26 protein-coding genes and 2 tRNA genes are annotated in these 24957 nt (G+C 33.7%); 22 read left to right on the top strand and 6 right to left on the bottom strand.

What is annotated here, in order from left to right:
- The first annotated feature begins 125 nt into the window (after positions 1 to 125).
- The 6 genes from NMY3_RS02240 to NMY3_RS02215 all read left to right on the top strand — a co-directional run bounded on the left by NMY3_RS02240 (position 126) and on the right by NMY3_RS02215 (position 4433).
- The gene (locus NMY3_RS02240) at positions 126 to 773 is read left to right on the top strand and encodes a hypothetical protein (protein WP_231100190.1); all 648 of its coding nucleotides are present in this window, start codon (positions 126 to 128) and stop codon (positions 771 to 773) included.
- Between the two features lie 29 nt (positions 774 to 802).
- Positions 803 to 1207 (top strand): hypothetical protein, encoded by a 405-nt coding sequence (locus tag NMY3_RS02235; RefSeq protein ID WP_196817328.1) that lies wholly within the window; start codon positions 803 to 805, stop codon positions 1205 to 1207.
- A 390-nt stretch (positions 1208 to 1597) separates the two neighbouring features.
- Complete coding sequence (locus tag NMY3_RS02230) at positions 1598 to 2005, top strand: hypothetical protein (RefSeq protein ID WP_196817327.1); 408 nt, start codon at positions 1598 to 1600, stop codon at positions 2003 to 2005.
- 22 nt (positions 2006 to 2027) lie between these two features.
- Positions 2028 to 2759 (top strand): 7-cyano-7-deazaguanine synthase, encoded by a 732-nt coding sequence (locus NMY3_RS02225; protein ID WP_196817326.1) that lies wholly within the window; start codon positions 2028 to 2030, stop codon positions 2757 to 2759.
- On the top strand, positions 2746 to 3555 hold the full coding sequence (locus NMY3_RS02220) for a 7-carboxy-7-deazaguanine synthase QueE (protein WP_196817325.1): 810 nt from the start codon (positions 2746 to 2748) through the stop codon (positions 3553 to 3555). Before NMY3_RS02225 ends, NMY3_RS02220 begins: the two co-directional genes overlap by 14 nt.
- Before the next feature lie 608 nt (positions 3556 to 4163).
- Entirely contained in the window at positions 4164 to 4433 is a 270-nt protein-coding gene (locus NMY3_RS02215) for a hypothetical protein (RefSeq protein ID WP_196817324.1), read from the top strand.
- Here the strand turns inward: NMY3_RS02215 and NMY3_RS02210 are convergent.
- Positions 4430 to 5401 (bottom strand): replication factor C small subunit, encoded by a 972-nt coding sequence (locus NMY3_RS02210; protein WP_231100434.1) that lies wholly within the window; start codon positions 5399 to 5401, stop codon positions 4430 to 4432. The two genes, NMY3_RS02215 and NMY3_RS02210, sit on opposite strands and share 4 nt — an antisense overlap.
- Before the next feature lie 141 nt (positions 5402 to 5542).
- Between NMY3_RS02210 and NMY3_RS02205 the strand changes: the two genes are divergently transcribed.
- The 10 genes from NMY3_RS02205 to NMY3_RS02160 all read left to right on the top strand — a co-directional run bounded on the left by NMY3_RS02205 (position 5543) and on the right by NMY3_RS02160 (position 14931).
- Positions 5543 to 6169, top strand: coding sequence for a hypothetical protein (locus NMY3_RS02205; RefSeq protein WP_231100189.1), 627 nt, complete (start codon positions 5543 to 5545; stop codon positions 6167 to 6169).
- A gap of 25 nt (positions 6170 to 6194) precedes the next feature.
- A complete protein-coding gene (locus NMY3_RS02200; RefSeq protein ID WP_196818449.1) occupies positions 6195 to 8288 on the top strand; it encodes a minichromosome maintenance protein MCM in 2094 nt (697 codons plus the stop codon).
- A gap of 90 nt (positions 8289 to 8378) precedes the next feature.
- A complete protein-coding gene (locus NMY3_RS02195; RefSeq protein WP_196817321.1) occupies positions 8379 to 8993 on the top strand; it encodes a hypothetical protein in 615 nt (204 codons plus the stop codon).
- 75 nt (positions 8994 to 9068) lie between these two features.
- A complete protein-coding gene (locus NMY3_RS02190) occupies positions 9069 to 9500 on the top strand; it encodes a translation initiation factor IF-2 (RefSeq protein ID WP_196817320.1) in 432 nt (143 codons plus the stop codon).
- A 118-nt stretch (positions 9501 to 9618) separates the two neighbouring features.
- Entirely contained in the window at positions 9619 to 10272 is a 654-nt protein-coding gene (locus NMY3_RS02185; RefSeq protein WP_196817319.1) for a nucleotide exchange factor GrpE, read from the top strand.
- Positions 10273 to 12198 carry a molecular chaperone DnaK gene (gene dnaK, locus NMY3_RS02180; protein WP_196817318.1) on the top strand — a complete coding sequence of 642 codons (1926 nt, stop codon included), beginning with the start codon at positions 10273 to 10275 and terminating at the stop codon, positions 12196 to 12198.
- Between the two features lie 39 nt (positions 12199 to 12237).
- Complete coding sequence (gene dnaJ, locus NMY3_RS02175; RefSeq protein ID WP_196817317.1) at positions 12238 to 13371, top strand: molecular chaperone DnaJ; 1134 nt, start codon at positions 12238 to 12240, stop codon at positions 13369 to 13371.
- Between the two features lie 35 nt (positions 13372 to 13406).
- The gene (locus tag NMY3_RS02170) at positions 13407 to 14333 is read left to right on the top strand and encodes an ABC transporter ATP-binding protein (RefSeq protein ID WP_196817316.1); all 927 of its coding nucleotides are present in this window, start codon (positions 13407 to 13409) and stop codon (positions 14331 to 14333) included.
- 51 nt (positions 14334 to 14384) lie between these two features.
- Positions 14385 to 14503: transfer RNA gene (locus NMY3_RS02165), tRNA-Leu, on the top strand.
- A 311-nt stretch (positions 14504 to 14814) separates the two neighbouring features.
- Positions 14815 to 14931 (top strand) — tRNA-Met (locus tag NMY3_RS02160).
- Here NMY3_RS02160 and NMY3_RS02155 read toward each other — a convergent pair.
- Positions 14913 to 16298: a tRNA(Ile)(2)-agmatinylcytidine synthase gene (locus NMY3_RS02155; RefSeq protein ID WP_196817315.1), complete on the bottom strand. Its 1386-nt coding sequence runs from the start codon at positions 16296 to 16298 to the stop codon at positions 14913 to 14915. The genes NMY3_RS02160 and NMY3_RS02155 overlap by 19 nt on opposite strands.
- A 118-nt stretch (positions 16299 to 16416) precedes the next feature.
- Here NMY3_RS02155 and hisI point away from each other — a divergent pair, with 118 nt between their 5' ends.
- The 4 genes from hisI to NMY3_RS02135 all read left to right on the top strand — a co-directional run bounded on the left by hisI (position 16417) and on the right by NMY3_RS02135 (position 20283).
- Positions 16417 to 16743 (top strand): phosphoribosyl-AMP cyclohydrolase, encoded by a 327-nt coding sequence (gene hisI, locus NMY3_RS02150; RefSeq protein WP_425319420.1) that lies wholly within the window; start codon positions 16417 to 16419, stop codon positions 16741 to 16743.
- Between the two features lie 85 nt (positions 16744 to 16828).
- The gene (thrC, locus tag NMY3_RS02145; protein WP_196817313.1) at positions 16829 to 18055 is read left to right on the top strand and encodes a threonine synthase; all 1227 of its coding nucleotides are present in this window, start codon (positions 16829 to 16831) and stop codon (positions 18053 to 18055) included.
- 42 nt (positions 18056 to 18097) lie between these two features.
- Entirely contained in the window at positions 18098 to 19441 is a 1344-nt protein-coding gene (locus NMY3_RS02140; protein ID WP_196817312.1) for a ThiF family adenylyltransferase, read from the top strand.
- Positions 19442 to 19518: 77 nt separating this feature from the next.
- Positions 19519 to 20283, top strand: coding sequence for a hypothetical protein (locus NMY3_RS02135; RefSeq protein ID WP_196817311.1), 765 nt, complete (start codon positions 19519 to 19521; stop codon positions 20281 to 20283).
- A 15-nt stretch (positions 20284 to 20298) separates the two neighbouring features.
- Here the strand turns inward: NMY3_RS02135 and NMY3_RS02130 are convergent, their stop codons facing one another.
- Genes NMY3_RS02130 through NMY3_RS02115 form a run of 4 tightly spaced genes read right to left on the bottom strand, consistent with a single transcriptional unit; the run spans position 20299 to position 24180 of the window.
- Positions 20299 to 21180, bottom strand: a complete 882-nt coding sequence (locus NMY3_RS02130) for a DNA-3-methyladenine glycosylase 2 (RefSeq protein WP_196817310.1) — start codon at positions 21178 to 21180, stop codon at positions 20299 to 20301.
- Positions 21181 to 21233: 53 nt separating this feature from the next.
- Positions 21234 to 22496, bottom strand: a complete 1263-nt coding sequence (locus tag NMY3_RS02125) for an MBL fold metallo-hydrolase (protein WP_196817309.1) — start codon at positions 22494 to 22496, stop codon at positions 21234 to 21236.
- 47 nt (positions 22497 to 22543) lie between these two features.
- Positions 22544 to 23353 carry a hypothetical protein gene (locus tag NMY3_RS02120; protein ID WP_196817308.1) on the bottom strand — a complete coding sequence of 270 codons (810 nt, stop codon included), beginning with the start codon at positions 23351 to 23353 and terminating at the stop codon, positions 22544 to 22546.
- Positions 23353 to 24180, bottom strand: coding sequence for a hypothetical protein (locus tag NMY3_RS02115; RefSeq protein WP_196817307.1), 828 nt, complete (start codon positions 24178 to 24180; stop codon positions 23353 to 23355). Before NMY3_RS02115 ends, NMY3_RS02120 begins: the two co-directional genes overlap by 1 nt.
- 127 nt (positions 24181 to 24307) lie before the next feature.
- Here NMY3_RS02115 and NMY3_RS02110 point away from each other — a divergent pair, with 127 nt between their 5' ends.
- Both NMY3_RS02110 and NMY3_RS02105 read left to right on the top strand, forming a co-directional pair.
- Positions 24308 to 24529 (top strand): hypothetical protein, encoded by a 222-nt coding sequence (locus tag NMY3_RS02110; RefSeq protein ID WP_196817306.1) that lies wholly within the window; start codon positions 24308 to 24310, stop codon positions 24527 to 24529.
- A 101-nt stretch (positions 24530 to 24630) separates the two neighbouring features.
- Positions 24631 to 24924, top strand: coding sequence for a 4Fe-4S dicluster domain-containing protein (locus tag NMY3_RS02105; RefSeq protein WP_196817305.1), 294 nt, complete (start codon positions 24631 to 24633; stop codon positions 24922 to 24924).
- Positions 24925 to 24957: the final 33 nt, after the last annotated feature.

Genomic DNA, 24957 nt, shown 5'->3' with positions numbered 1-24957 from the left:
AACTATTTCACCCCGAATTATTTTTATATGATGATAACATTGTCAAGTATAATTTTATCATAGATTGCTATCTATAGTTGCAGTAATTACATAAATTTAAATTTGTTCTTATTCATTTTCAAGTAATGTCCTTTGGAGTGGATACACTGGGTCTCTTAATCGAGAAACTAAAACAATTAGTTAATGATACTCAAGATAATTATGAATCTTTTTTTGATTCAACTCAGTTATTTAAACAAGGAAAAATGGAGAGTAATGAATATTTTTCAAGAATGGGTGAATTCCTTGTATCTTCTTCGGCCTTAAATTTTTTAGCGTGTCGTGTAATTCTCGAACTTAAAACAGCTCTCGATAAAACTGGTTCTACAAAAGGCAAAGGTGAACGATCAAGTACCTCGCCACCCTCTACTTCCCCCTCTACTTTTCCCTCCTCTTATCCATCCGGATCAGGGAATGGTGGTAGTGGTAGTTATAGTGGTGGTGGAGGCGGTGGTTTTGGAGTAGATGGTTTTATTTCTGCTGGTGGCCATGCAGGGTCCCCCTCCCCCTCCCCCTCCCCCTCCCATTCTACTTATCCATCTGCTCCATCTTCTACAAGTGAAGAATACGATTTCCCGTTGCCGCAAGAAGTTCCTACCTATAAACCAGTAGATATAATAATTACTAAGCAAGATTCACTTGATTCAAAAGGGTTGAAAAAAAACTGTATTGTTTGTGCTGCGTCAATTCCAAAACAAGCAAAATTTTGTAATAAATGCGGCAATTCACAATAATTAATAAACACAATTTTTTAGTATATATTATGAAAATCTTTAATGGGCGATTGGCTACTGAAGATTACATGTCCACCCATTCTCTAACCTTTTCCACACCTGAAATGACACTGAAAAAATTTGCGATTTGGTTGGGTGAACATATCAAAGATTCAAAAACAGATACACCTACTCCTCGTCTACTTTCATACTTGGAAGATAAACCCGAATCAAAGACTGGGATGTCGTTTCCTCCTTCTAGATACCTGCCGGACATAGATGAGACCTTTAAACCCACTGGCGCTATCGCAGATTTTTACTCTACACAACATGAAAACACTTCAAACACTACTAAACAATCTGGAGATATTGAAAAAAAATACTGTATTAATTGTGGCGGTACGATCAAATATTCTTCTAAATTTTGTAATAAGTGTGGATATGTTCAGGAGTAATTCGCCTTAGGAAATGGAATGATTTTTCCTTTCTTTGGCTGATTTTTCCTTCAGGATTATATAACACTCATTGCACAAAGTGTCAGAAAATAAATAATTAATAGAATAAAATTTTACTTTATTGCATAATTTACAGGCCTTCATGTTTATTTCTGACTAGTTAAATATTTTTAGGATTACCTTATTAAATTATATACTCTGTGAAGTTTTTTAAAGTGAATGACCAGGGTCTTCTCATTCATATTTTTTTTTATATCTGTGTGGTTTGGATTATCTTCGATTTTATCCCATATAGTATTTGTTTATAATTTCAGTTATTTCTATTACTACATCATATGGATAGGCTGCTTTGCTGTCTCGTTATTACTTTTTTTGAAACCTATATTATCAATGCGTAAAGTATTTCGAGAGCGGGTCTCAACAAGTATTTCTTGGCCATTTCTTATAAAATTGATAAATGGTTTAACCTGGGCTCTGCCATTTCTTTTGATCCCCTTTTTCCAAAAATATTATCCATTTTTGTTACTTACTGGTTTATCATTAGGTAACATTTCAACTTTCATATTTTTAAAAAAATATTCTAAAATATTTAGTATCGAACAATTGATAACTGGGGCATTGCTCCTTTCATCTTTGTTAATTGTTACAATTTATTATAATTACACAGATCATTATGAGATGATACTATTTTCTACTAGAGTCATGATTTCAGTTTCATACGGAATAGGGGGACTAGTGGGATATTTTAAGAACACTGATGACAATGCTCCCGCAGCATCATCGCCAGGTTTACATTAGTGAATGAGGGTAGTAATCATAATTGAAAGAAAAATCTAGTTCCATTCATAATTTTTCTGAGGCTGTTTGTATATTTAGCGGTGGCTTAGATTCTATCAGCACAGCTACGTATCTAAAAAAAATGGGATTAGAATTGTATTTGATTTCTTTTGATTATGGACAACGCGCATCCAATGAATTGTTCGTTGCAAAGCGCTTTTCAAAATTATTGAAGAGTAAAAAACACGAAATAATTAACATATCGTTTCTAAAAACCTTGCTTGGGAAAACAAATATTTTGACCGGATCCAAATCTAAAATTCCATCAACTTTTGACTACAGTATGGTAGTACCTTTAAGAAATACTGTTTTTTTGACTCTTGCTTCTGTATGGGCAACTTCTTTAAATATTCCTCTGGTAATATATGGAGCTCATTCGGGAGATACTCGATATCCTGATTGTCGCCCCTCTTTTACACGTTCTCTAGAAAAAGTACTTTATCTGTCTGAAATTGATGGAATTAAATTGGGGATAAGAAAAAAGCTTCATATTTGGTCTCCGGCCATGGATAACTTAAGTAAATCTGAATTGCTTTTGATAGGCTATGAGATATTGGGCGACAAGATTTTTCAATCATGGAGCTGTTATTTGGGATCTACAGATAAAAAAACTAACATTTCAAAACACTGTGGGATTTGTGAATCTTGCATGAATCGAAAACAAGCAATTTTGAAAGCTGGTTTGGAGGATAAAACAATTTATGTCAGTTATTAATCCAAAAATCAATAATGATAACAGTACTGATAATTATGTGGATCATAATTACGGTCTTTCTGTTACCAACAAACATAACAAGGTTCAATTAAATGAAATGTTTGTAAGCATTGAAGGCGAGGGTATACTTGCAGGAACAAAGACTCTTTTCATCCGTTTTTCAGGCTGTCATCTCAAATGTCATTGGTGTGATACAAAATATTCTCTATCGCCTACAAGTGGCAAAAGTTATACCATTAGTGAAGCTAAATATCTGATCCTTCAACATCTTCAACCAAATATCTATAAAATCAATTTTACCGGAGGAGAACCTTTATTACAAACTCGATCTTTGATTGCACTTGCAGATTTTGTTAAAAACGAGTTAAAAATTAAAACATATCTGGAATCTTCGTGTTTTGATTGGAAAAGGTTTGAATTGGTTTTACCTTATTTTGATATTTGTAAAGTTGAATTTAAAACATCTGATTCAAAAGTAATCGAACCCAAATCCTATGAAGACCTTTTACAAAACGAACTAAGCTGTTTAGATATATCATTAAATAGGAGCGATAAAATTTCATTTATAAAAATCGTATTTACAAATTCCACAACATTAAATGAAGTTAGAGACTTGCTCTCTAGAGTTTTTGAGCGTCCAAATATTAGTAATTTGAGTGGCATAACACTTCAGCCTAGCTATCAATTTGACTCTCCCTCTACTAAGCAAATATTGAAAATATATGATGAAGTTTGTAGTTTTTATAAAGATGTAAGAGTGATTCCACAAATGCATAAATTATTGGGCATGAGTTAGTATTTTTTAGTTGGTTGTTTTGGCGCTGTTAACTCAGCGACATGACTATAGAATATTATAAGTGGGTGTAAATGCTAAGTTAACAACGTCCTGTGAATCTAAACGTTCATTTCTATATACATCATTTTTATCAAGTATATAAAAGTCTATGCTACTTTTATTAAAAAAATTTCATTTGGGAATTTCCAAAATTTCTATAAGTTCTTTAAAAGTTTGGTGAAAATTTTAATGCTTAAATATTCTACTTGTACTCAAGTTCTGAGTCAATGGCATTGAAATACTAAAAAACTTTGAAAAAAACACAAAACAATTACATCAACATAACAACATAATTTCAATCCTAGAAAAGTTCGATTAATGCTCCATAGCAAGGATAAAGTACATAAAAAAAAGATAAGATTGAGGAAGAATTTGACGATTACTTTCTCCGTAGAATCAAAAGTATGAACTAAATCATGTCAAAAAAATTGGCTTATATTATGAAAATACATAACGAGGGTGCTAAATGCCTAAGTTAATAGCCCAGCCATTATTTTGTAAAAAACCTTAGATTTATAAAAAGATAAGGTTATAATAAAGACCGAATCTTTATAGGTAAAATAAGTATGGTGAACACAATCTTTCGGGTACAGTCGCATAAATTCACTCAAGAAAATATACAAACTACTCTTGTTTGTTCAAACTGTGATGAGGTCTTCACCAAAGAATTTCTATTAGACCTTGAAGGTCAAACAATTGAATTTAAGTGTCCAGTTTGTGGTAATTTAGGAGAAGCAGATATCCCATATAAGACCGCGGAAGAACGTGAAGAATTCGAAGAAGATTTCGATGATGTAACAGAAGAGGATGGTGGCGATGAATTTGAGGATGATTTTTAATTAGATTTGTCTTTTTTCAAGTTTATCTTGCCTAATTGTGCTAAAAAGGCTGCTAGTTGTATTTCAGGGTGTGCACCGTTTGCAAGTCTATAATCGTATTCTGCAATTAAAGATGAAATTTCGTAGGGATCTTTCAGATCAAGCTTATAAATCTCTTCATTGGCATATTTTAGAAAATCTGTTTCTGAAACTCCATAAACATATAATAATTCTAATAATTTTATTCTTGACTCATTAAATTTGGAATTAATGGCTAATTTTATTATTTCAGCTATTATGCTTTTTCCAGATATACCTATTGCATTTTGAACCTGCTGGACACTTATATTTCCGTTCACTGAGGCAGCTTGCAATATATTGATTGAATGTCTTAAATCACCATTTGTATGTTCATATATTTTACGAAGTGCTTTTTCTTCGACTTTTACTTCCTCTTTTTTACAAATATCTTTCAAATATTCAATTACCTCTTCCTCGGAAACCTTTGAAAATCGAAAAATTACACATCTACTTTGTATTGGTTCAATTATATGCGAAAGATAGTTACAAATAAAAATAAACCTAGTAGTTCTGGCACTATCTTCTATTATTCTTCTCAAAGCTGTTTGAGCCTCTGTAGTCATTTCATCCGCTTCATCCAAAATAATGATCTTAAACGGCTTCTCGTTTTTTTCTTGATTTATTGAAAGTTTCATGATCGATGCAAATTCTTTTACTCTTTCACGAACCATTTTTATTCCTCTTTCATCTGATGCATTGAGCTCTAGAATATCTCTTTTCCAGTTATCTCCTAGCAATTGTCTTGCAAGGCATAAAGCTGTAGTAGTTTTGCCTATCCCTGCAGATCCTGTAAACAATAAATGTGGTAATTCGTTAGGTTTTTTCATTAAATTTTCTAAGCCTTTTACAATTTCTTTTTGATTAATTATTTGAGCTAGATGTTTTGGTCTGTATTTTTCGACCCACATAATATCAGAAATAACCTCTGGCTTCTGCTCCTGGTGCCGTTTTTCCATGGTGATGTACTGTCCATCTTTTTCTAATTTAAAATTATTTAATACTCTGTAGAGGATACCGTTAATCTTACATTGAAATTTTATTAACTAAGAATGATAATTACATTTGTGAATTCATTGCTGCCGTCACATGATGATATTGATGATGTTAATGTTAATGTTAATGTTGATGTTGTTGTTGCAAATAACTTAATTTCAGGTATAGACGATATTTCAATCCTCTATACTTTTTCTACTCTAGACTATCTCCTAAAGGATGTACGAGTAATATATTTAAAGGATATTGAAATATCGATAAAACCACTTATTTTTATTAGCGCTAAAGAAGGGGATATGACTTCGGTTCCGAGATGGATCTCTATTATTTTGAGCGAACAAGGCGTAGTAGAAATTCATGATGATGATCAATTATCTTATATTAAAAGAGCATTAAATCGAGAAAGAATATCGCCTAGCCATGAGGTATCTACAATAGAACCAGATTTTTACGCACGCGTAAATAATTATCTTCGTACCATCGAAGATAAAGATAGGGAATCATTAATAGTGTCTTTGAATCCATTCATAGCTTCTAGGCTACAAAAGATAGTCAAACTCTCTGCTTCTTCTCCTTTGGTACCAGAACTTGAAGAAAAACTATCATCAGAAGAAAAACTTCTCTATGAAAATTTCCACAAGATGACGTCTGATTTTAAAAAACTGGTGTTAAAGATTGAGTAATACTGATCCTCCTAATCAATCAAATATGCAGGAACAAGAACAACAAACCATATCTGCATTATCCAATGAATTGGAGGTTTTTTTACGTTCATTTAAGGATCGTGATGGTAATTACAAGTATTTTGATAAAATTAATAATATGATGGCGACATCTTCAACTTCTATTACTATTGATTATATTGATTTTGATAGTTTCAGTCCACTACTTGCAAAGGATATCACGCACAATCCAGATGAAATGCTTTCAGCTTTTAATGAGGCCGTTATTTCTGTTCTATTGGAAATTCATCCAGATTATACAAATGAGATTAGAGAGCATATTCGGGTAAGAATAGGAAATTACGCTGTTCAAAAAGGGCTGCGTGACATAAATGCCGATGTTATTAATAAGTTACTGGGTGTTTCCGGAATGGTAGTACGGTCCTCAGAAGTTAAACCATTAGGAAAAAGAATTGCCTATAGATGTCTAAATTGCAATCAAATTAGTTTTTCACAGTTAAAGGGATTATCTTTAAAAAAACCACAAAGATGCCTTAATTGCTCAGAAAAAGAAATGGAGATGGATGTAGAAAGTAGCCTCTTTATCGATTTTCAATTAGTTAGATTACAAGAATTGCCTGAGGATCTTCCTGCAGGACAACTCCCTCACTATATAGAGGTGACAATTCTTGGTGATTTGGTTGACCAATGCAGACCAGGGGATAGGATTATGTTGACAGGAATCATTAGAATAGATCAAGAAGCTTCTTTTGTTTCGGGCAATTCCACCACTCAAAGGACTTCTCTGTTTAGATTACGAATGGAAGGTAATAATATAGAATATCTTGGAGGTAGGGCTGGAGATAAGAAAACTCGATCAATAGAAAGGATTTCAATCAGTGCAGAAGATGAACGACAAATACTAATCTTGTCAAAAAAACCTGATATCTACGATAAGCTAGTATCATCCTTTGCTCCACATATCTATGGACACGAAGTCATAAAAGAATCCATTTTGCTTCTAATTGTGGGGTCTATAACCAAAAAATTAGACGATGGATCAACAAGAAGGGGTGATATCAACGTCTTATTGGTTGGTGATCCGGGAACAGCCAAGTCTGAAATGCTTAAATTTGCCGCAAAAATAGCTCCTAGGGGATTATATACTTCTGGAAGAGGCTCCACTGCAGCAGGACTAACTGCTGCTGTAGTGCGAGATAAATCCGGAATAATGATGCTTGAAGCAGGTGCTGTAGTACTTGGAGATCAAGGGTTGGTTTGTATCGATGAATTCGACAAAATAAAAGCTGAGGATCGTTCAGCGCTTCACGAAGTTATGGAACAACAAACTTGTTCGGTTGCTAAAGGTGGTATTGTGGCAACATTAAACGCGAGAACCTCTATACTATCCGCTGCGAATCCCATGTATGGCAAATATGATCCTTATAAAAATATCACTGAAAATGTAAATCTTCCAATTCCTCTTCTTACGAGGTTTGATCTTGTTTATGTGATACGCGATCTTCCAGAAAAGGAAAAGGATAGTAAAATCGCCAGCCATATTTTAGAAATCCATAAGGATGTCCAAAAATCATCTCAAGCCGCTATTAATATAGATCTCTTCAGTAAATACTTGGCATTTGCTAAACAAATTGTTGAACCCGAGCTGACCCGAGAGGCGATAAATATTATCCGTGATTATTATATGAAGATGAGAAATGTTGATTCAGACAGTATGATTACCGTTACACCCAGGCAATTAGAGGGGCTAGTGAGGCTTGCTACTGCTCGCGCTAGATTGCTATTAAAAGACAAAGTCGAAAGAGAGGATGCAGAAAGATCATTGTTTCTAGTTCAAAGAATGCTAGAAACCGCAGGCGTTGATGTCAATACTGGTAAAGTTGATCTGGGTGTATTGCATGGAAAACCTTTCAGCGAAATATCAAAACTAAAGCTTTTCATGGAGATATTTTCAAGTCTTTCCGGAGAAGAAAAGAATGACGTTGAAGAGAATGTGTTCATTGGAGAACTAGTAAAAACAGGTAAATTTAGTGATTCAGACGCTAAATTGCACATAAAAAAGGCAATGAACGATGGTCAAATTTATGAAAGAAAAGCTGGATTCTATTCTAAAGCCTAAGGACTATTCTTTATGTAAACAGCCAGACAGCCAAACAACCAATATAGCACAAAAAAATATTTATTATATGTATATGCCTCTTCAATTGCCTTGACTATAGTTTCTGATTCCTATATGGGATTCTTTTTACCCGGTAACATTTATGAAAGATTATCAAAATTTCTTGATGGCGATTTGGACTTTCCTTTCGTCAATCAAGATGAAATTTTAGGTATTTTTTTTCTCTTCGGAAAAGATTTTGGAGTCAAAAATGATTTGGATGTGTTATCTGCAAAAGATATCACACGAAAAACTATTGATCAACTAAAGCGTGAAATTTTTCTATCAAAAAACATAGGTCCGTCTAATATTGAATTGATTAAAGAAAATTATCAAAGACGGATTCTTCAAATCTATGTTGAAATGCAAAACAGCCCTGCATTTGAAGAAAGGGAGATAAATAAAAGGATTAGCCGAGATCCTACTTTGCTTATGTACTGTTATGCACATCATATTTCATACCACAGGCAAAAATGTTTTTTTGAAATTTATGATCCTTTTAAAAGAGATCAATTAGATAAAAAATTACATAATTTATTGTTGAATCGGATGGTTATGTTAAGCTATAATGTGGAAAAATCTGCCAATTTGCCTTATAATACCTTGCATCCATTTGTGGATTGGATAATTCAAAATAATACATCTGGGTTTAGATCAGTATTCTGATTCTTATTACTTGTAAATTATTTAAATTAATTATTATTCACAACGTACATTAATTGGTTTGTTGTAATCTATAACATGTCAATCCAAGATGAATCTGGTTATGTGTCCTTGTTAGATAGGTTACAAAATAAACTAGGAAATGTGGTAAAGAAAGAAGTTGCCAGACTTGAAGTTCCTGTTCCAAGAGTAATATGGGTTGGCCAACGAACAATTTTTAGAAATTTCATGGATTTTCCAAAGGCATTAAGACGTGATCCTGAAAAATTATTACTATATTTAAATAAGGAATTAGCATCTGCAGGGTATATTACTGGTGAACGGGTTATTTTTTTGGGCAGAAAACCTATATCCTCATTCGGAGGTTTGATAGATCGATACGTAAAGGACTATGTTATTTGTCCTGTTTGCGGTAGCCCAGATACTAGGACAGAAAAAATTAAAAAGTTAGGCTTTATGATATGTGAAGCTTGTGGTGCCAGATCTTCTATAAAAAGTAATTATGCTTGATTACTTGATTACAAATCGTGATATCGGCTGGATGCAACATATTCTTATCTTATTTTCTTTGCTTCCGTGTTTCGCTATAATCGATATGTAATTATTAGATTTAACCAAATTTATTATTATGGATAAGACTAAAAACAAAGATCAAGTAAAAAATGATCAAGATAATGATTATCTGTTATTAGATGATAACACTGATAAATCTAATCAAAATTTAAAAACTGATTTATCCATTGAAGATATGGCTGCCGAATTAAAGGAAACAAGAGACGACTTGGAACACTATCGAAAATTGTATGACGAGACATTTAACAAATTAAAATATAGTTTAGCAGATTTCGATAATTATAGAAAAAATATTGAAAAACAAAATGCCTTGAGGGTACTTTCCGTGAAGGCAGATATTTTGTCAACCGTGGTGAATTTCCGCGAAGATTTTATACGTGCATTAGATACATTAAAACACCACAAAGTCGATATTTCAATTCTCGAAGGATTGATGAATATACTAAAAAATATTGATCTCTTTTTAGAAAAAGAAAATGTTTTAGAAATCAAAGCTTTGAATAATGTTTTTGATCCTAACTTTCATGAAATTATAGGATTCTCTTACGTTGAAGATGATGCAGAAGAAAATATTATTACTAAGGAAATTAGGAAGGGTTATTTATTAAATGATCGTGTCCTTCGTCCGAGTTTAGTAGAGGTTTCCAAAAAGATAATTAAAAATATCGATAATGATAATAAAGAGGATACAAAAGGAGATGAAGTTTAAATGGGAAAAATAATAGGAATTGATTTAGGAACTAGTAATTCTGCCGCTGCTTCTTTGATCGGTGGAAAGCCAGTTATAATACAAGCTGCTGAAGGCGCCTCAATAGGAGGGAAAGCCTTTCCATCAGTAGTTGCATTTTCGCAGGATGGTCAATTAATGGTTGGGGAACCTGCTAGACGTCAAATGCTTTCAAATCCTGAGGGAACTGTCATTGCCGCTAAAAGGAAAATGGGTACTGATTACAAATTTAAAGCATTAGGGAAAGAATATACTCCACAACAAGTATCTGCATTTATTCTTCAAAAGATCAAGAAGGATGCTGAAGCATTTCTTGGCGATACGGTCAATAAAGCTGTAATTACTGTTCCTGCTTACTTTAATGACAATCAGAGACAAGCAACAAAAGATGCTGGAGAAATTGCCGGACTAGAAGTAGTAAGGATAATTAATGAACCCACCGCTGCTTCACTAGCATTTGGATTAGATAAAGTCCAACATGATCTCAAAATTATGGTCTTTGATTTTGGAGGAGGGACCTTAGATGTTACCATTATGGAAATGGGTGGTGGTGTATTTGAGGTCAAGAGTACTTCAGGTGATACTCAACTTGGGGGCACAGATATGGATAATATTTTGATAGATTATCTTGTAAATGAATTTAAAAACCAATCTGGAATAGACATCAAAAATGATAAAGCAGCGATGATGAGAGTTAGAGAAGCTGCAGAGAAGGCAAAAATCGAATTATCAAACATAGTCACCACGGAAATAAACCTACCATTTTTGGCATACGATCAATCCACTGGTCCAAAGAACTTTGCTATTCCTTTGAATAGAGCAAAATTGGAGGAATTATTGCGTCCAGTGGTAGAACGATGCAGAAATCCAATGCTACAAGCTATCAAGGATGCAAAGTTGTCGGCTTCAGATATCGAAAAAATAGTTTTGGTTGGGGGCCCTACACGGATGCCAATAGTAAGAGAATTTGTAAAATCTGTCATGAACAAGGAACCTGAACGTGGTGTTGATCCAATGGAAGCAGTTGCTTTGGGAGCTGCAATTCAAGGTGCAATAATTTCAGGTGAAGTATCTACTGATATTTTGTTGGTTGATGTTACTCCTTTGACTCTTGGTGTGGAAGTTATGGGTGGACTTAAAGAAACTCTAATTGAACGAAATACTACTATTCCTACCAAAAAGAGTAAGGTATTCACTACCGCTGCAGATTATCAGACCGCAGTTACAATCCATGTGGTCCAGGGTGAGAGAACTATGGCTTCTGATTGTGTTTCACTAGGCATGTTTAATTTGTCGGGTATTCCGCCTGCTCCTAGAAGTGTTCCACAAATAGAGGTCACGTTTGATATCGATACCAACGGAATTTTGAACGTGACCGCCAAAGATCTTGCTACATCTAAAGAATCAAAGATTACTATATCGGCGAGCTCTAAATTATCTAAAGAGGAAATCGAAAAATTAAAGAAAGATTCGGATGCATTTGCTGAAGTAGATAAAAAGAAACGAGAAGAAGCAGAATTAAAGAATGAATCAGACAATTTACTATATTCTGCAGAAAAATTGATTAATCAAGACTTAAAAGATAAAGTAACCCCAGAGCAAAAGGATAAAGTAAATAAATCAATCCAGGAATTAAAAGAATCAATATCAGCCAATAATGTGGAAGCCATAAAAACAAAAATAACCGATTTAAAGAACGCATTAGCTGAAATAAGTACAGCTGCTTATCAAGCCGTTCAACAAAATGCTGCTAACGCTTCAAACCCAGGGTATGTGGGGTCCGATACCCCACCTCCCAATGATAGTACTTTTAATCAAAATCCTGAAAATAGCGATCAAAAGTCTGCTGCTACTGCTACTGCTGCTGCGGAAGACGCCACCGCCGCCAACAAATCAAATAATACTTGATTAAGAGAATAATTCCACACTTTATTTTTGTGATTTGTTATGAGTAAAAAAGATTATTATGATGTACTTGGAGTTCAAAAAACTGTTACTAAGGATGAGCTAAAATCTGTATATAGAAAACTTGCGTTAAAATATCACCCAGATCGTAATAAATCGCCTGAAGCAGAAGAAAAATTCAAAGAAATTTCTGAAGCATACGCTGTCCTATCCGATCAGGAGAAACGTAAACGATATGATACATACGGTCATGTGGGTAATGAGGAAGTATTTAGGGGATCCGAAGACAATTTCGCAGAAATTTTTAAAGATATTGGCTTTGGCAATGTAGGTGATATTTTTGAACAGATTTTTGGTAGAATGGGCGGTGGTAGAGGTGGCGGTTTTAATAATGATCCCTTTAGCTTCAATTCCAGAACCTCAAACAGAAGACAAAGAGGCAGAGATTTACTGTATGACGTAGACATGACTTTGGAGGAAGTAGTTAAAGGTAAGAAGGAAGAGATACAAATTCCAACAATCGAAGACTGTTCGGTTTGTTCCGGGACAGGCGCTTCCCCAGGAACTTCACCAAAAATTTGTCCTACATGTAACGGCCAAGGACAAACCCGCAGGGTTTATAACCAAAATCAGTTTTCCACCTTTATTTCTTTAGATACCTGTAATACTTGCCACGGAGAAGGTAAAATAATAGAAAAACCTTGTAATACTTGTCATGGTAATGGTAAAGTTAGAAAAACAAATAACCTTAAGATCGATATACCCTCTGGTGTTGAGGATGGAGTAACACTAAGAATTTCAGGAAAAGGGGAAAGCATTCAGGGCGGAATGAATGGCGATTTATTAGTACGTGTTCATGTACTCCCACATCAACTTTTTAAAGTACTTGATGATGGAGATTTGATGTATAATTATGATGTTTCATTCATTGACTTGATATTAGGAACGGAAACAAGGATTCCAACCATAGATGGAACTGAAAAATTGAAAATTCCTGCTTGTACCAAAGCTAATGCTGTTTTTAAAATCAAAGGAAAAGGTTTGCCAAGATATGGAAAATTTGGAAGAGGAAGCCAATACGTAAAAATCGAAGTAAAACTGCCTGATAAGATTAATGATATCCAAAAAAGTCTTTTGAAAGATTTGTCAAATGAATTCAAAAAAAATGAACTATAAAAACTATTTTTCATACAAATTTCGATCAATACTATATGTTAGCTATAGAATCTTTTAATGTAAGCAAAATATACAAAAATTCCAATAAAAAGGCATTAAGTGATATCTCTTTACAAATCGAAAAAGGAAGGATATCTACATTATTGGGAAGAAATGGTGCCGGAAAAACTACCTTTATACGTATTTGTTCTACTCAATTGTTACCTACATCAGGAAGGATATTAGTGTTCGGTGACGATGTACTCAAATCTCCAGAAAAAATACGTCAAAAAATTTCTATAGTTCCACAGGAAGGAAGACCCTTGCGTGCATTAACTCCGTGGGATCATATCTATAATTGGTTGCGGATACGAGGCGAAAAGAAAGAGTCCGCATCGCAGAAAACATCTGACATATTACAAAGACTTGATCTCTTTTCTGCAAAAGATATTCCTGCATTGAATCTATCCGGAGGAATGAAACAGAAAATTTTGGTTGGGATGGCCATGGCAACTGAATCACCTTTGTTATTTTTGGATGAACCTACTATAGGTTTGGATCCAGTATCACGACGACAGGTATGGTCTATTATAAAAGATTGGAAAAATAAAGGAATAACAATTATTTTAACTACTCATTATATGGATGAAGCCGAAATGTTGTCTGATTCTATATTCATTATTGATGAAGGTAGAGTCGTTTCTAGAGGCAACATGAACGATTTAAGAAATACTCTAAATTATCAAATAAGAATTGACATCAACATATCAAAGGATTATAATGTTTATGATTTAAGAAACTTCATTAATTCTTTTGGGAAAACAATTAGTATGAGTTCTGACTCTATAAGACTATTTACTTTTGAGCATAATCTAAGAGAAATATCTGATATTTTAGTTCGCAATAATTTGTCCTTTTCTGTATCTCCAATCACATTAGATGATATTTTTGTAAATCTTGTAGGTGGAGCTGGTGTGGAGTGATCTTTACATTTTTTATTAGAATATATGTTGGGCTTTTTAAAAATATTTTATGCGGGAGTTGCCAAGCCTGGTCAAAGGCGTGAGATGTTTAAAACACGATGCTCAGAAACCAGGATAATTGAGATACCTCATCTCTTAGGGGTCCGTGGGTTCAAATCCCATCTCCCGCATTAGAAACTTAAGTTTCTTTTTTATCCCTATCCAAGCCTTTTCCAGCGTGCCTATATCTAATGTTAGACCTTTAAGATGATGATATACTCCAACAAATACAGTATTATTTGGCAATGAAAGATGACAAGTTACAATGATAAACTAATTAATTGTTATCGCCATATCAAATATTTTTGATTTGTTTATATTACCTAACAAGACATAGTCTCGCAAATAAAAAACCGGGAATAAATCTCTTTTTCTTGCTTAGTCTCGATTCAATTCATTCATCTATACCGTATATATACTCCTTATATTACCAATATTATTTAGCGGGGTGGGGAAGCCAGACCTTTTTAGGGGCTAGGTTATCCCGGCGGGCTCATAACCCGCAGAGCGGTTTCTGTGCCTATAAAGCCAGCCGTAAGTTCAAATCAACCCCCCGCTATCTTTTATCCACTTTGTACTTTTTAGTAGCTGCTTTATTTCCATACTATTAAATCTCTTTTCCATACCATACCTGGATGATGGTTTGGTGAGATGTCGATGAGCAATAGGTTCCGGAATATATAGACCAGACTTTAGTTTTCTATTTTTTTCTGTCTTTATTTTTACACCATTTCTAATTCTTGTTTTACAAATATAACACTGATATCCTTTATTCTTTCCCTCTGATTTCATATTCTTAGAACACTTTTCGCACGTGGGGTTTCTAATATTATACGCTCTTGCTAATTCTTTGATTATGAGATATTCTAGGTTAAGTGTAATTTGATTATTTGATTTTAAATGTGAGCCATACCCTACCTCGATCCTATCTCCAATTATCAACATACTTGCAATCTTTGTTAGACCCGTAGGTTGGTAAACCGCAACTGGTAAGATACTGCCAAACCCATCCCTTATTTTGAAAATTACATGTCCACCATTAATTACCGATGGTGTAGATACAACATGACAAGTTATACGTCCTGAGGTATATGGTTTAATATTAATTCCACTGTTCTCTTTGACTAGATGTAAATTCGTTCCTTGATTTGATCTGAATATCATGTAGCCGTCTAATTCTTCTTCTATACACAAGTTCTTCAGAAATAATGTGGTTATAAATGGATCTTCTCCTCTAATACCACAAAACACCGGGTCAGGCCCACGAGGGGTAATTAGTATTCTATTATTTTTAATGTCAAAATTATTGTAAGTATATGGATATGATTGCTCGCTTAATTTTCTTACTTTAAAGTCATCCGTTTTTCTGTTAGTTCCAATATTTTCTTTACTTCTGTATGCAATTGTTTCAAATGTGTGATCTGAATCTAAAAGACAACCTGTTGCTGCAAGTGCACCTACAATTCCATATCCTTTTCCAAAAATGCTGAATTGTATATGATTCTTCCTAGCTATTTTTATGGCTAGTTGTTTACTTAATATGGTATCCATAGCACTTTCACTAAACGATGTCAAGTCTTTGTCAATGCTATTTCCTTCATAAAAAACTAAACCCGGATTGGCTCCGTTTTCTAATTCGGAATAGTTTTCTATGAAATGAGTGATCTCCTCTTTGATTTTTTCATAATTTCCACCTCTTATTCTTAGACAGACTGCACCATTTCCTCTAGTTTTAAGAGGAACGTTGGGATTTAGTCTTATTAACAGTGGAAAATCAACAAATTCTACCTGAAATTTTCTTATTAGCATATTTGATATTAAATAAGATAGGTGGGTGGTGCATCTTCCATTTACTGAATCAGTGTCATCAAATCCTATATGCAGAGTTTTCTCGTCACTAGGTTTATTCCAATTATTTATTAGCAACAATTATGTCTTTGTTGTAATGAGTATCTCATACTATTTAATAAAAATACCCCAAGATTTGGGAGTAAATTTTAGTATTATAGAAAATTCTTATACCTTTTCGATCCAATATTTCAGGTTGTTAAAATCCATAGATAAAATCGATTTTGAAAAACGAAATGGAATCATCCCTGTAGTGGTTCAAGATATAAGAACTAAAGATATTTTGATGCTTGGGTATGCAAATAAGTACGCCTTAACCAAAACCGTTGAAACTGGAAATGCACATTTTTGGAGCACTTCTCATAATAGATTGTGGATGAAAGGCGAAGAATCGGGGAATATTCAACCAGTAGAAAAAATATTAGTTGATTGTGATTCTGATGCATTATTATATCTGGTTAATTCTATGAAACCTGCTTGTCATACAGGAAATCGTTCATGTTTTCATAATGAATTAGGCTGATTGGTTCCTAATAGCAAAGTTAAGTAATACTAAATATTATTTAGAGAGATTTATCTATCATATTGTTCTCTTGTATTCAGAAATAATGGGAATTATAAGTGCACTAAAATGTAGAGAATGTAATAAAGAGTATTCCCCAAGATTTATATATATCTGTGAGGATTGCTTTGGGCCGTTAGATGTCCAATATAAAATAGATACTACCATTACTAGGAATACATTTGAAAGTCGTTCAGATTTAACTTATTGGCGATATTTTGAAATTCTTCCAATAGAAGACAAGAAAAATATAGTCAGTTTAAATGGTGCGATCACTCCATTACAAAAAGCAGATAATTTGGGCAATAGTCTTGGCGGATTTAAGAATTTATACATTAAAAACGATTCTGTAAATCCAACTTTCTCTTTTAAGGATAGGCCCGCAGGGGTTGCAGTATCAAAAGCTAAAGAGATGAATTTATCTGCCGTGGGTTGTGCATCTACTGGAAATCTCGCATCTGCTACCGCCGCTCATGCAGCAAAAGCAAATTTACCTTGTTACATTTTCGCACCCTCTGACATAGAAGATGTTAAAATCGCACAAGCTTTGTCATATGGAGGCAAATTTGTAGCTGTGGATGGTACCTATGATGATGCTAACAGGATCGCTTCAGTAATTGGAGATTCTAATGGCTATGGAATTGTAAATATAAATATGCGACCTTACTACGTCGAAGGCTCTAAAACACTAGCGTTTGAAGTATTGGAACAATTGAATTGGATCGTCCCTGATGTACTAGTAATTCCAGTGGGAAGTGGAGCTATGTTGAATGCCATTTGTAAAGGATTTGAAGAAATAATGAATCTAGGATTAATTTCTGATATTTCTAATTTAAGGATAATTGCTGCCCAACCTAATGGATGTGCCCCTATTGTTGATGCTTATAAGAATAGATCTAATGAAGTTATACCCGTAGAAAAGCCTGATACTGTTGCAAAAAGCTTAGCCATAGGAGATCCTGGTGACGGATTATACGTACTTAAACGTCTAAGACAATTTAATGGAATAGGCGAGAAAGTTACTGATTCTGAAATTAAAAATGCCATTTTATTGCTTGCAAAATCCGAAGGAATATTCACTGAACCTGCTGGTGGTGTGGCAGTAGGTGTTTTAAAGAAACTAATAGAGGAAAATAAAATCGATAAAGATGAAAATATAGTGTGTTATGTTACTGGTAACGGACTTAAAACTACTGAATCTATTACTGATCTTCTTCCTACTCCTAGTTCAGTAAAACCTGATATCAGGCTAGTTTCCGCAATGATACGTTGAACAAACGGATATAAATCGAAAAATTACGGTGTTAATTATAAATTGACCACAATAGAATTTGTTGTTCCATCAGTTTTAAACAAAGGTGCAGGAGAAAAAAAAATGTCTATTGATGCTTCAACTTTAGATGAAGCATTCAACATTGTATCCGGTATTATGGGTGATGATTTTAAACGTAGAGTTATAGACATTAACGGAAAGCCTAGAGCATTAATTAATATTTATATTAATGGAAAAAATATGCGTTTTAACAATGCAGGGATGGGTTCAGTTTTGAAAGAAGGTGATTCTATTTATATTCTACCTGCAGTTGCCGGCGGAGCTGAAATAACTAATCAAGATATGTTGAGATATTCAAGACAAATTATGCTCGAGGAAATTGGTTATGTCGGGATGGAAAAACTCAAAGATACAAAAATATGTGTAGTCGGTGCAGGAGGAATAGGAAACCCAGTTTTAGCTCAATTAGTTGGAATGGGAATTGGAGAGATTCGAATAGTTGACAGAGATGTAATAGAGATCTCTAATCTTCACAGACAACATTTGTACACTGATGCAGATATAGGAAAGGTAAAAGTTGAAGCTGCCTTGGAACGTTTACAGAAAATGAATCCTGGTGTCAAAATAGAAGCTATTCCCATTTCTGTTACTAAATTTACCGCTGAAAAAATAATTAAAGGATATGATATAGTTATTGATGCTTTGGATAGTATCGATGCTAGATATGCTTTAAACGATGCTTGTTTAAGACTAGGGATACCTTTTATTTATGCTGGAGCACTTGGAATGGTTGGTTCGGTCTGTACTATCCTCCCAAATCATAGTGCTTGTCTTAGATGCATCTTTCCTGAATTGTCTGAGGATGAAATGCCAACGTGTAGCACTGAGGGAGTACATCCATCAATTCTTTATCTTGTCTCTGGAATTCAAGTATCTGAAGCAGTAAAAATCGCAATTGGACAGCAGCCATCCTTAGTCAATAAATTATTATACGTAGATCTAAATGATTTAGTTTTTGATAAAATTCAGATGAATAGACATGATGAATGTCCCTCCTGCGGATTGCATGTTGAACAAAAAGATATCAAAATACCATCTATTATGGTAGAAGAATTATGCGGAAGAGATCGAGGCAAGAGAACATACACCGTTACCCCAGCTCAAATTACAAACGAGGTTGATTTATCAAACATTTTAAAAATTGCCGAATCTAATGGGTATATATTGAAATCAAAAGGCAATTTGGGTATAACAGTGTCCTTTCAAAATCAACTACTTATTAGCTTCCTTACGAGTGGAGCCGCCACGATTGTGGGAGCGAAAAGCGAAGAAGAAGCATTGTCTATTTACAATACTTTTACGGAGGAATTGAAACCACTAAGTTAGCTAGTATTTTTTTATTACTTTGTAATATTTTATAGAGATCAGTTTTAATATTTGGTATTTTATTTCACTGTATAGATATGTCTTTAGAAGTTCAACATTTTCCTATTATTGATAATAAAAAAGAGAAAATAATAGCAGCTGATGATCGCGTTCTATCTACTGATGATGACACTTCGAAATCTGATAATTTAGATAATAACGAAGATAAAAAAGAAGAATTAGAAAAGGAATTAGAAAAGGAATTAGAAGAGGATGATGAAGAGGAAGAGGATGATGAATTAGAATTAGAAGAGGATGATGAATTAGAATTAGAAGAGGATGATGAAGAGGATGATGAAGAGGATGATGAAGAGGATGATGAAGAGGATGATGAAGAGGATGATGAAGAAAAATCGAATCGCACAAATAGAAAGGAAACGGTGAAAAAGAGTTCTGATCATAGGGACATCGATTTAACTCCTATAACTAAAAACTTAGAGATCATTAGTAAAAATGTGGATAAACTATTTAAAGAAATTCAAAAGATACAAAAAGTAACGCAACCATTACAAAAAGGTCTCAGTTCTATTGAAAAACAGTCCGTATCTATTAAACAGACTCAATCTTTACTTAAGGAAATGGATAAAAGAATACTAAAAATAGAGAAAAATGTTGCCACCAAAACAACAAAAAATACCTCTAGTTCTAGGACGTCCCCCAAACCCAAAACAACAAAAAATACCTCTAGTTCTAGGACGTCCCCCAAACCCAAAACAACAAAAAATACCTCTTCTAGTTCTAGGAAATCAACTCCTACATCTTCAAAGAAATCGGACGATAATAAAAAAAAGAGAAATAAATAGATAGATTAAAGCCTACTACCATTTTCTTCCATTTTCCTCTCTGATACTATAATAAAGATATTGCTGGGCATATCCAGAATATCTTCCATAGTGTTCTCTAATTTTTTTCGATAACGCTCTATATTGGTTGGGAGTAATCTTTTCCTTTATTTTCATATCTTCGTCTAAGATTTGATTCAATTTTTTTTGAAAAAATTTTATAATCCAAGTATCAATTGGAAATGCTTCTAATTTGTTCAAAGAAAATAATAATATACAATCCGCTATTTTGTCTCCAACTCCACTTAACTTCAATATTTCTTGTTTTGCTTTATCGTAATCCATTTCTGCTAATTTTACCATATCCGTTTCTTGTTTTATTATTTCTCTTACTGTTTTTATTACAAATTCTGCTCTATATCCTAATCCACAAAGTAAGAGCTCTGGTACAGAAGTAGTGTGTAGCGTTAGTAGACTTGGAAATGTATAAAATTCATTACCATCCCATTCAACTTTTTTTCCAAATTTTTTGGAGAGATTTCTCAAAATCAGGCGAATTCTTGGAATATTATTATTACTAGAACATAGGAATGATATAATACATTGAATTGGTCTTTGTCTCATAATTCGTAATCCCCGATATTTTTTCGTTACATTGTCTATTATTGAGTCCTTTCCAGAAATTTCTTTCATAATCCGATCGTATTTGTCATCAAATCTAAAAACATGTTGTTGCCAATTCTCTATTTTAGGAAAAGAATCATATTCATATGCTTTCTCACCGTTTTTTTCATATTCGGTTATTTTTAATACCGATTCTTCATATATTCCATACCATGATTTATCTCTTTTTTCCCAAAGAAAGGATTGTCCGCTATTAATGGTTGAATTAATATTGATAGTATATCTGTTATTCAATTGTTAGATAATTTTACTGGGGGTTGTTGTTATAGGTAATATCGCATTCTTGGTTAAACAGTGGTTATTTCACCGGTATCTGGAGCATGAGCCTTATACCCATACTTTTCAACAATTTCTTCTGCAAATTTGGTACATGATAAGTTATCGCCATGAACAGTCAATACTTGAGGGTTTCCTTTCACCTTATCCAAAATCTCAAATAATTCTGTTCTACTGTTATGTCCTGAAAAGTCAAATCTATTTACTTCTGCCAAACATTTTATTGTTCTTCCATTATAAGTTACTTGTCTCTTATCGAGTAAAGATCTTCCTGGCGTTCCTTCTCCTTGATAGGAAACTAGAGCAATTCCATTGTATTGGCTCTTACAAATTTCCTCTATATAAAAAACCGCTGTACCGCCAACTAACATACCAGCTGGAGAGATTATTACTCCGGGTTCTTTAACTACTCTTTTCCTCCTTTGCCAACTCGTTATTCTTTCAACATCTTCAATTGAACTCTTAAACATTTGAGGGTCTCTAAGATACTTTGGATATCTGAGCATGATATCGTTGGTTTTTAATGCCATCCCATCCATAGCAATTTTGTATGGAAAATTATATGTTTTAAGTACGCAAGCAATTTCTTGGGCTCTTTCCACAGAAAATGCGGGTATGAAAAATATACCATTCCTCTCGACCACTTCCTTTGCAAATTTTACTAATTCTCTTTCAGATTGTTCCCTGGGAACTTGCTCTGCCTGGGAATAAGTACTCTCAATTATTAACATATCAATTTCACCTACATCAAGGTCGGCGGGTCTGAGTACCTTGGAACCTCGTGTATTCATATCGCCGGTGTAGAATAGTTTTTTTCCATCAGATTCAACTAAAACTGTTGCACCACCGATAACATGTCCAGATTCATGAAAAGTAATGCTTGTGTCCCTTATGGCGTGACTACTCTTGTAATCTAGATGTCTTGCATGATTTAACATGTTCACTAAATCATGATACTGAAAAGGAAGATAGAAGCCTGATATTTTTATCATATCTTGAATTAGCAGCTCGGATAGTTCAAATGTAGGCATAGTTGCTAAAGCTTCTAGATTCAAATCTTCTTGAAGAAAAAGAGATGGAACACATCCTGAATGATCCAGATGTGCATGGGTTATTACGACTGCATCAATATCCTTTGGATTCACTTGAATCGGAAAAAGAGGTTCCTTTTTCAAAAGAACTCCGTAATCTAGTAGAATATTTGTATTATTTGAATTAATCAAGAATGCGGACCTTCCAACTTCTCTGGCAGCTCCTAACGTTGTAACTTTCAATGAAAACTACTTAATTTAATTATCATATTAGTCTTTTTGCATTATTACTAACTAAAATCAATATTCCACAATAAATACTCTTCATTACTAGTTTTAATGCTCTCTAAATACCCATATCCTGCGTCATCTAAGACATCCTCAAATTCATATGTGTGTATTTCTCTTTGCCCTTCATATTTAAGACATTTTCTTAATGTTTCTTTTATGATGTCTTTGTATTTTGGTTTAGAATAAACATACCATAAATTGTGTGCTCCCCTTAGCTGTTTTAGAAATTCAATAGTTCTATTTGATATTTTTGAATAATATTTGTTAGTTATTTCTGTGTTTATATCGTCCCAGGATGGGGTTATCCAACTCGCTATTTTTTCAAACCCGTGTCCCTCAAACTCTACTGCAAGGCTCAAACCTTGATCCAAAGTTGTAATTATTACATCTGTACTTGCAGCAATTTTATCCCTGTAATCTACTCCAGGCTCCATCCATCCGACAAAGATTAGATCGTACTTTTTTTCTATCCCATTATAAGCATCACCAATTTTAATATAATCTGGCTTGTATCTTCCTAATTTGAAGAATATGTCGGCGCTCTTTTCAATACCTTCTGCATTAGGTAGATATTGAATAATTTTTTCCAAGAAATCGCCATAACCACATCCAACATCTAGGTAAGTGGGATCTTTAGATATCGCTTTAGCTAAAGAGGTTATTCTTTCTACGTCTACCTTTCTGTATGTGAAATATGAACCGCAAAGAAAAGGAAAAATGAATCTCTCATGATGCGATGAAATAGAATATTTTCTAAATTCTTTTAATGCATTTAATGCAATACCCAAATCACTTATTTCTGGAGGCATTATTCCTCAAAATTTATTTTCCATAAACAAATATCTGGGTTTGAAGGGAGCATTTCATTATAACTAAATCCACATTCATCCAAGATTTTTTCATGCTCATAAACATCCTTATTGTAATCTTTCTTACTAGATTTGATTAATGTTTCTTTTATGATGTCTTTGTATTTTGGTTTAGAATAAACATACCATAAATTGTGTGCTCCCCTTAGCTGTTTTAGAAATTCAATAGTTCTATTTGATATTTTTGAATAATATTTGTTCAATAGTTCCGTATTAACATCAATCCAGGATGGGGTTATCCAACTCGCTATTTTTTCAAACCCGTATTCATCCATTTCGCATTCTCCATTCATTCCACATTGTCCACCCTTATCGAAAGTTGTAATTATTACATCTGTACTTGCAGCAATTTTATCCCTGTAATCTACTCCAGGCTCCATCCATCCGACAAAGATTAGATCGTACTTTTTTTCTATCCCATTATAAGCATCACCAATTTTAATATAATCTGGCTTGTATCTTCCTAATTTGAAGAATATGTCGGCGCTCTTTTCAATACCTTCTGCATTAGGTAGATATTGAATAATTTTTTCCAAGAAATCGCCATAACCACATCCAACATCTAGGTAAGTGGGATCTTTAGATATCGCTTTAGCTAAAGAGGTTATTCTTTCTACGTCTACCTTTCTGTATGTGAAATATGAACCGCAAAGAAAAGGAAAAATGAATCTCTCATGAATCGGCCCATCTTTGATATAGAAGGTTTTTGATCTAAATATGTTTAGTTCCTTTTGTGCGTAATTAATATCATCAATCAAAAAGGGCATACCTTAAAAACTGATTATAGGTTATATGTATTTTTTAGGTCGTAATTAAGTTTTTTTCATGCTGATTTCTATATCTGTGGTTTATTATTTCAAAATATTTATAAAGTAACTAAGCGCTGATTTTTTAATGGTAAGATCATTTGAGGAATGGTGGGCAACCGTTCCGGAGGAATTAAAAGCAAAAGCTCGCAAGGGCGATGAAGCCAACAAGGTTTTATTGAATCAGGTAAATTATGTATTACTCCATCTTCATCTTCAGGGTAAACATGATACAAAACCATCACATGAAGAATTGAAAGACTGGCTTCATAGTGGTCAAGTAGACGTAATGCGTCAAATTAAAAAATAGATATTATTATCTAGTTTTTTTATCTTTTGTATAACACTGTTTTGTTATTGGCATATAGTTTAAATAGTTTTATCGTTACAAGACGAGTAGTGAATTATTAGATGCCAATTGCTATACTTCCAGATGTTGATGAACAAAGATGCATTGGGTGTGCGCTTTGTGTAGAAATTTGTACCGCATTAGGTCCGGATGTACTTCGTGTTAAACCTGTTGAAGGTTGGAAAAGAGGCAAAGCATTTGTCTTTTATCCCGAGAGATGTATTTCTGACGGTGCATGTCTAGGTGTTTGTCCAACTCATGCTATATTCTGGATGAGACCATTAGAATATACTGCAGGCCAACCAGTTCCATTACATAAAAACGGTGTATTTGATAAAGGCTGGGAAGAGGGCTAAATCCATATCACCCAATTATTTTTTGTTTATCAT

The sequence above is a fragment of the Candidatus Nitrosocosmicus oleophilus genome (assembly GCF_000802205.1).
GTDB lineage: Archaea > Thermoproteota > Nitrososphaeria > Nitrososphaerales > Nitrososphaeraceae > Nitrosocosmicus > Nitrosocosmicus oleophilus.
Note: the sequence above shows the minus strand (reverse complement) of the source record. Positions and strands in the feature narration are given on the sequence as shown.

Excerpts from the sequence above, each read along its gene's own strand:
- NMY3_RS02240 (WP_231100190.1), top strand. The coding sequence starts at position 126 with ATGTCCTTTGGAGTGGATACACTGGGTCTCTTAATCGAGAAACTAAAA.
- NMY3_RS02235 (WP_196817328.1), top strand. The coding sequence starts at position 803 with ATGAAAATCTTTAATGGGCGATTGGCTACTGAAGATTACATGTCCACC.
- NMY3_RS02230 (WP_196817327.1), top strand. The coding sequence starts at position 1,598 with ATGCGTAAAGTATTTCGAGAGCGGGTCTCAACAAGTATTTCTTGGCCA.
- NMY3_RS02220 (WP_196817325.1), top strand. The coding sequence starts at position 2,746 with ATGTCAGTTATTAATCCAAAAATCAATAATGATAACAGTACTGATAAT.
- NMY3_RS02210 (WP_231100434.1), bottom strand. The coding sequence starts at position 5,401 with ATGTGGGTCGAAAAATACAGACCAAAACATCTAGCTCAAATAATTAAT.
- NMY3_RS02205 (WP_231100189.1), top strand. The coding sequence starts at position 5,543 with ATGATAATTACATTTGTGAATTCATTGCTGCCGTCACATGATGATATT.
- NMY3_RS02200 (WP_196818449.1), top strand. The coding sequence starts at position 6,195 with ATGCAGGAACAAGAACAACAAACCATATCTGCATTATCCAATGAATTG.
- NMY3_RS02190 (WP_196817320.1), top strand. The coding sequence starts at position 9,069 with ATGTCAATCCAAGATGAATCTGGTTATGTGTCCTTGTTAGATAGGTTA.
- NMY3_RS02185 (WP_196817319.1), top strand. The coding sequence starts at position 9,619 with ATGGATAAGACTAAAAACAAAGATCAAGTAAAAAATGATCAAGATAAT.
- dnaK (WP_196817318.1), top strand. The coding sequence starts at position 10,273 with ATGGGAAAAATAATAGGAATTGATTTAGGAACTAGTAATTCTGCCGCT.
- dnaJ (WP_196817317.1), top strand. The coding sequence starts at position 12,238 with ATGAGTAAAAAAGATTATTATGATGTACTTGGAGTTCAAAAAACTGTT.
- NMY3_RS02170 (WP_196817316.1), top strand. The coding sequence starts at position 13,407 with ATGTTAGCTATAGAATCTTTTAATGTAAGCAAAATATACAAAAATTCC.
- thrC (WP_196817313.1), top strand. The coding sequence starts at position 16,829 with ATGGGAATTATAAGTGCACTAAAATGTAGAGAATGTAATAAAGAGTAT.
- NMY3_RS02135 (WP_196817311.1), top strand. The coding sequence starts at position 19,519 with ATGTCTTTAGAAGTTCAACATTTTCCTATTATTGATAATAAAAAAGAG.
- NMY3_RS02120 (WP_196817308.1), bottom strand. The coding sequence starts at position 23,353 with ATGCCTCCAGAAATAAGTGATTTGGGTATTGCATTAAATGCATTAAAA.
- NMY3_RS02115 (WP_196817307.1), bottom strand. The coding sequence starts at position 24,180 with ATGCCCTTTTTGATTGATGATATTAATTACGCACAAAAGGAACTAAAC.
- NMY3_RS02110 (WP_196817306.1), top strand. The coding sequence starts at position 24,308 with ATGGTAAGATCATTTGAGGAATGGTGGGCAACCGTTCCGGAGGAATTA.
- NMY3_RS02105 (WP_196817305.1), top strand. The coding sequence starts at position 24,631 with ATGCCAATTGCTATACTTCCAGATGTTGATGAACAAAGATGCATTGGG.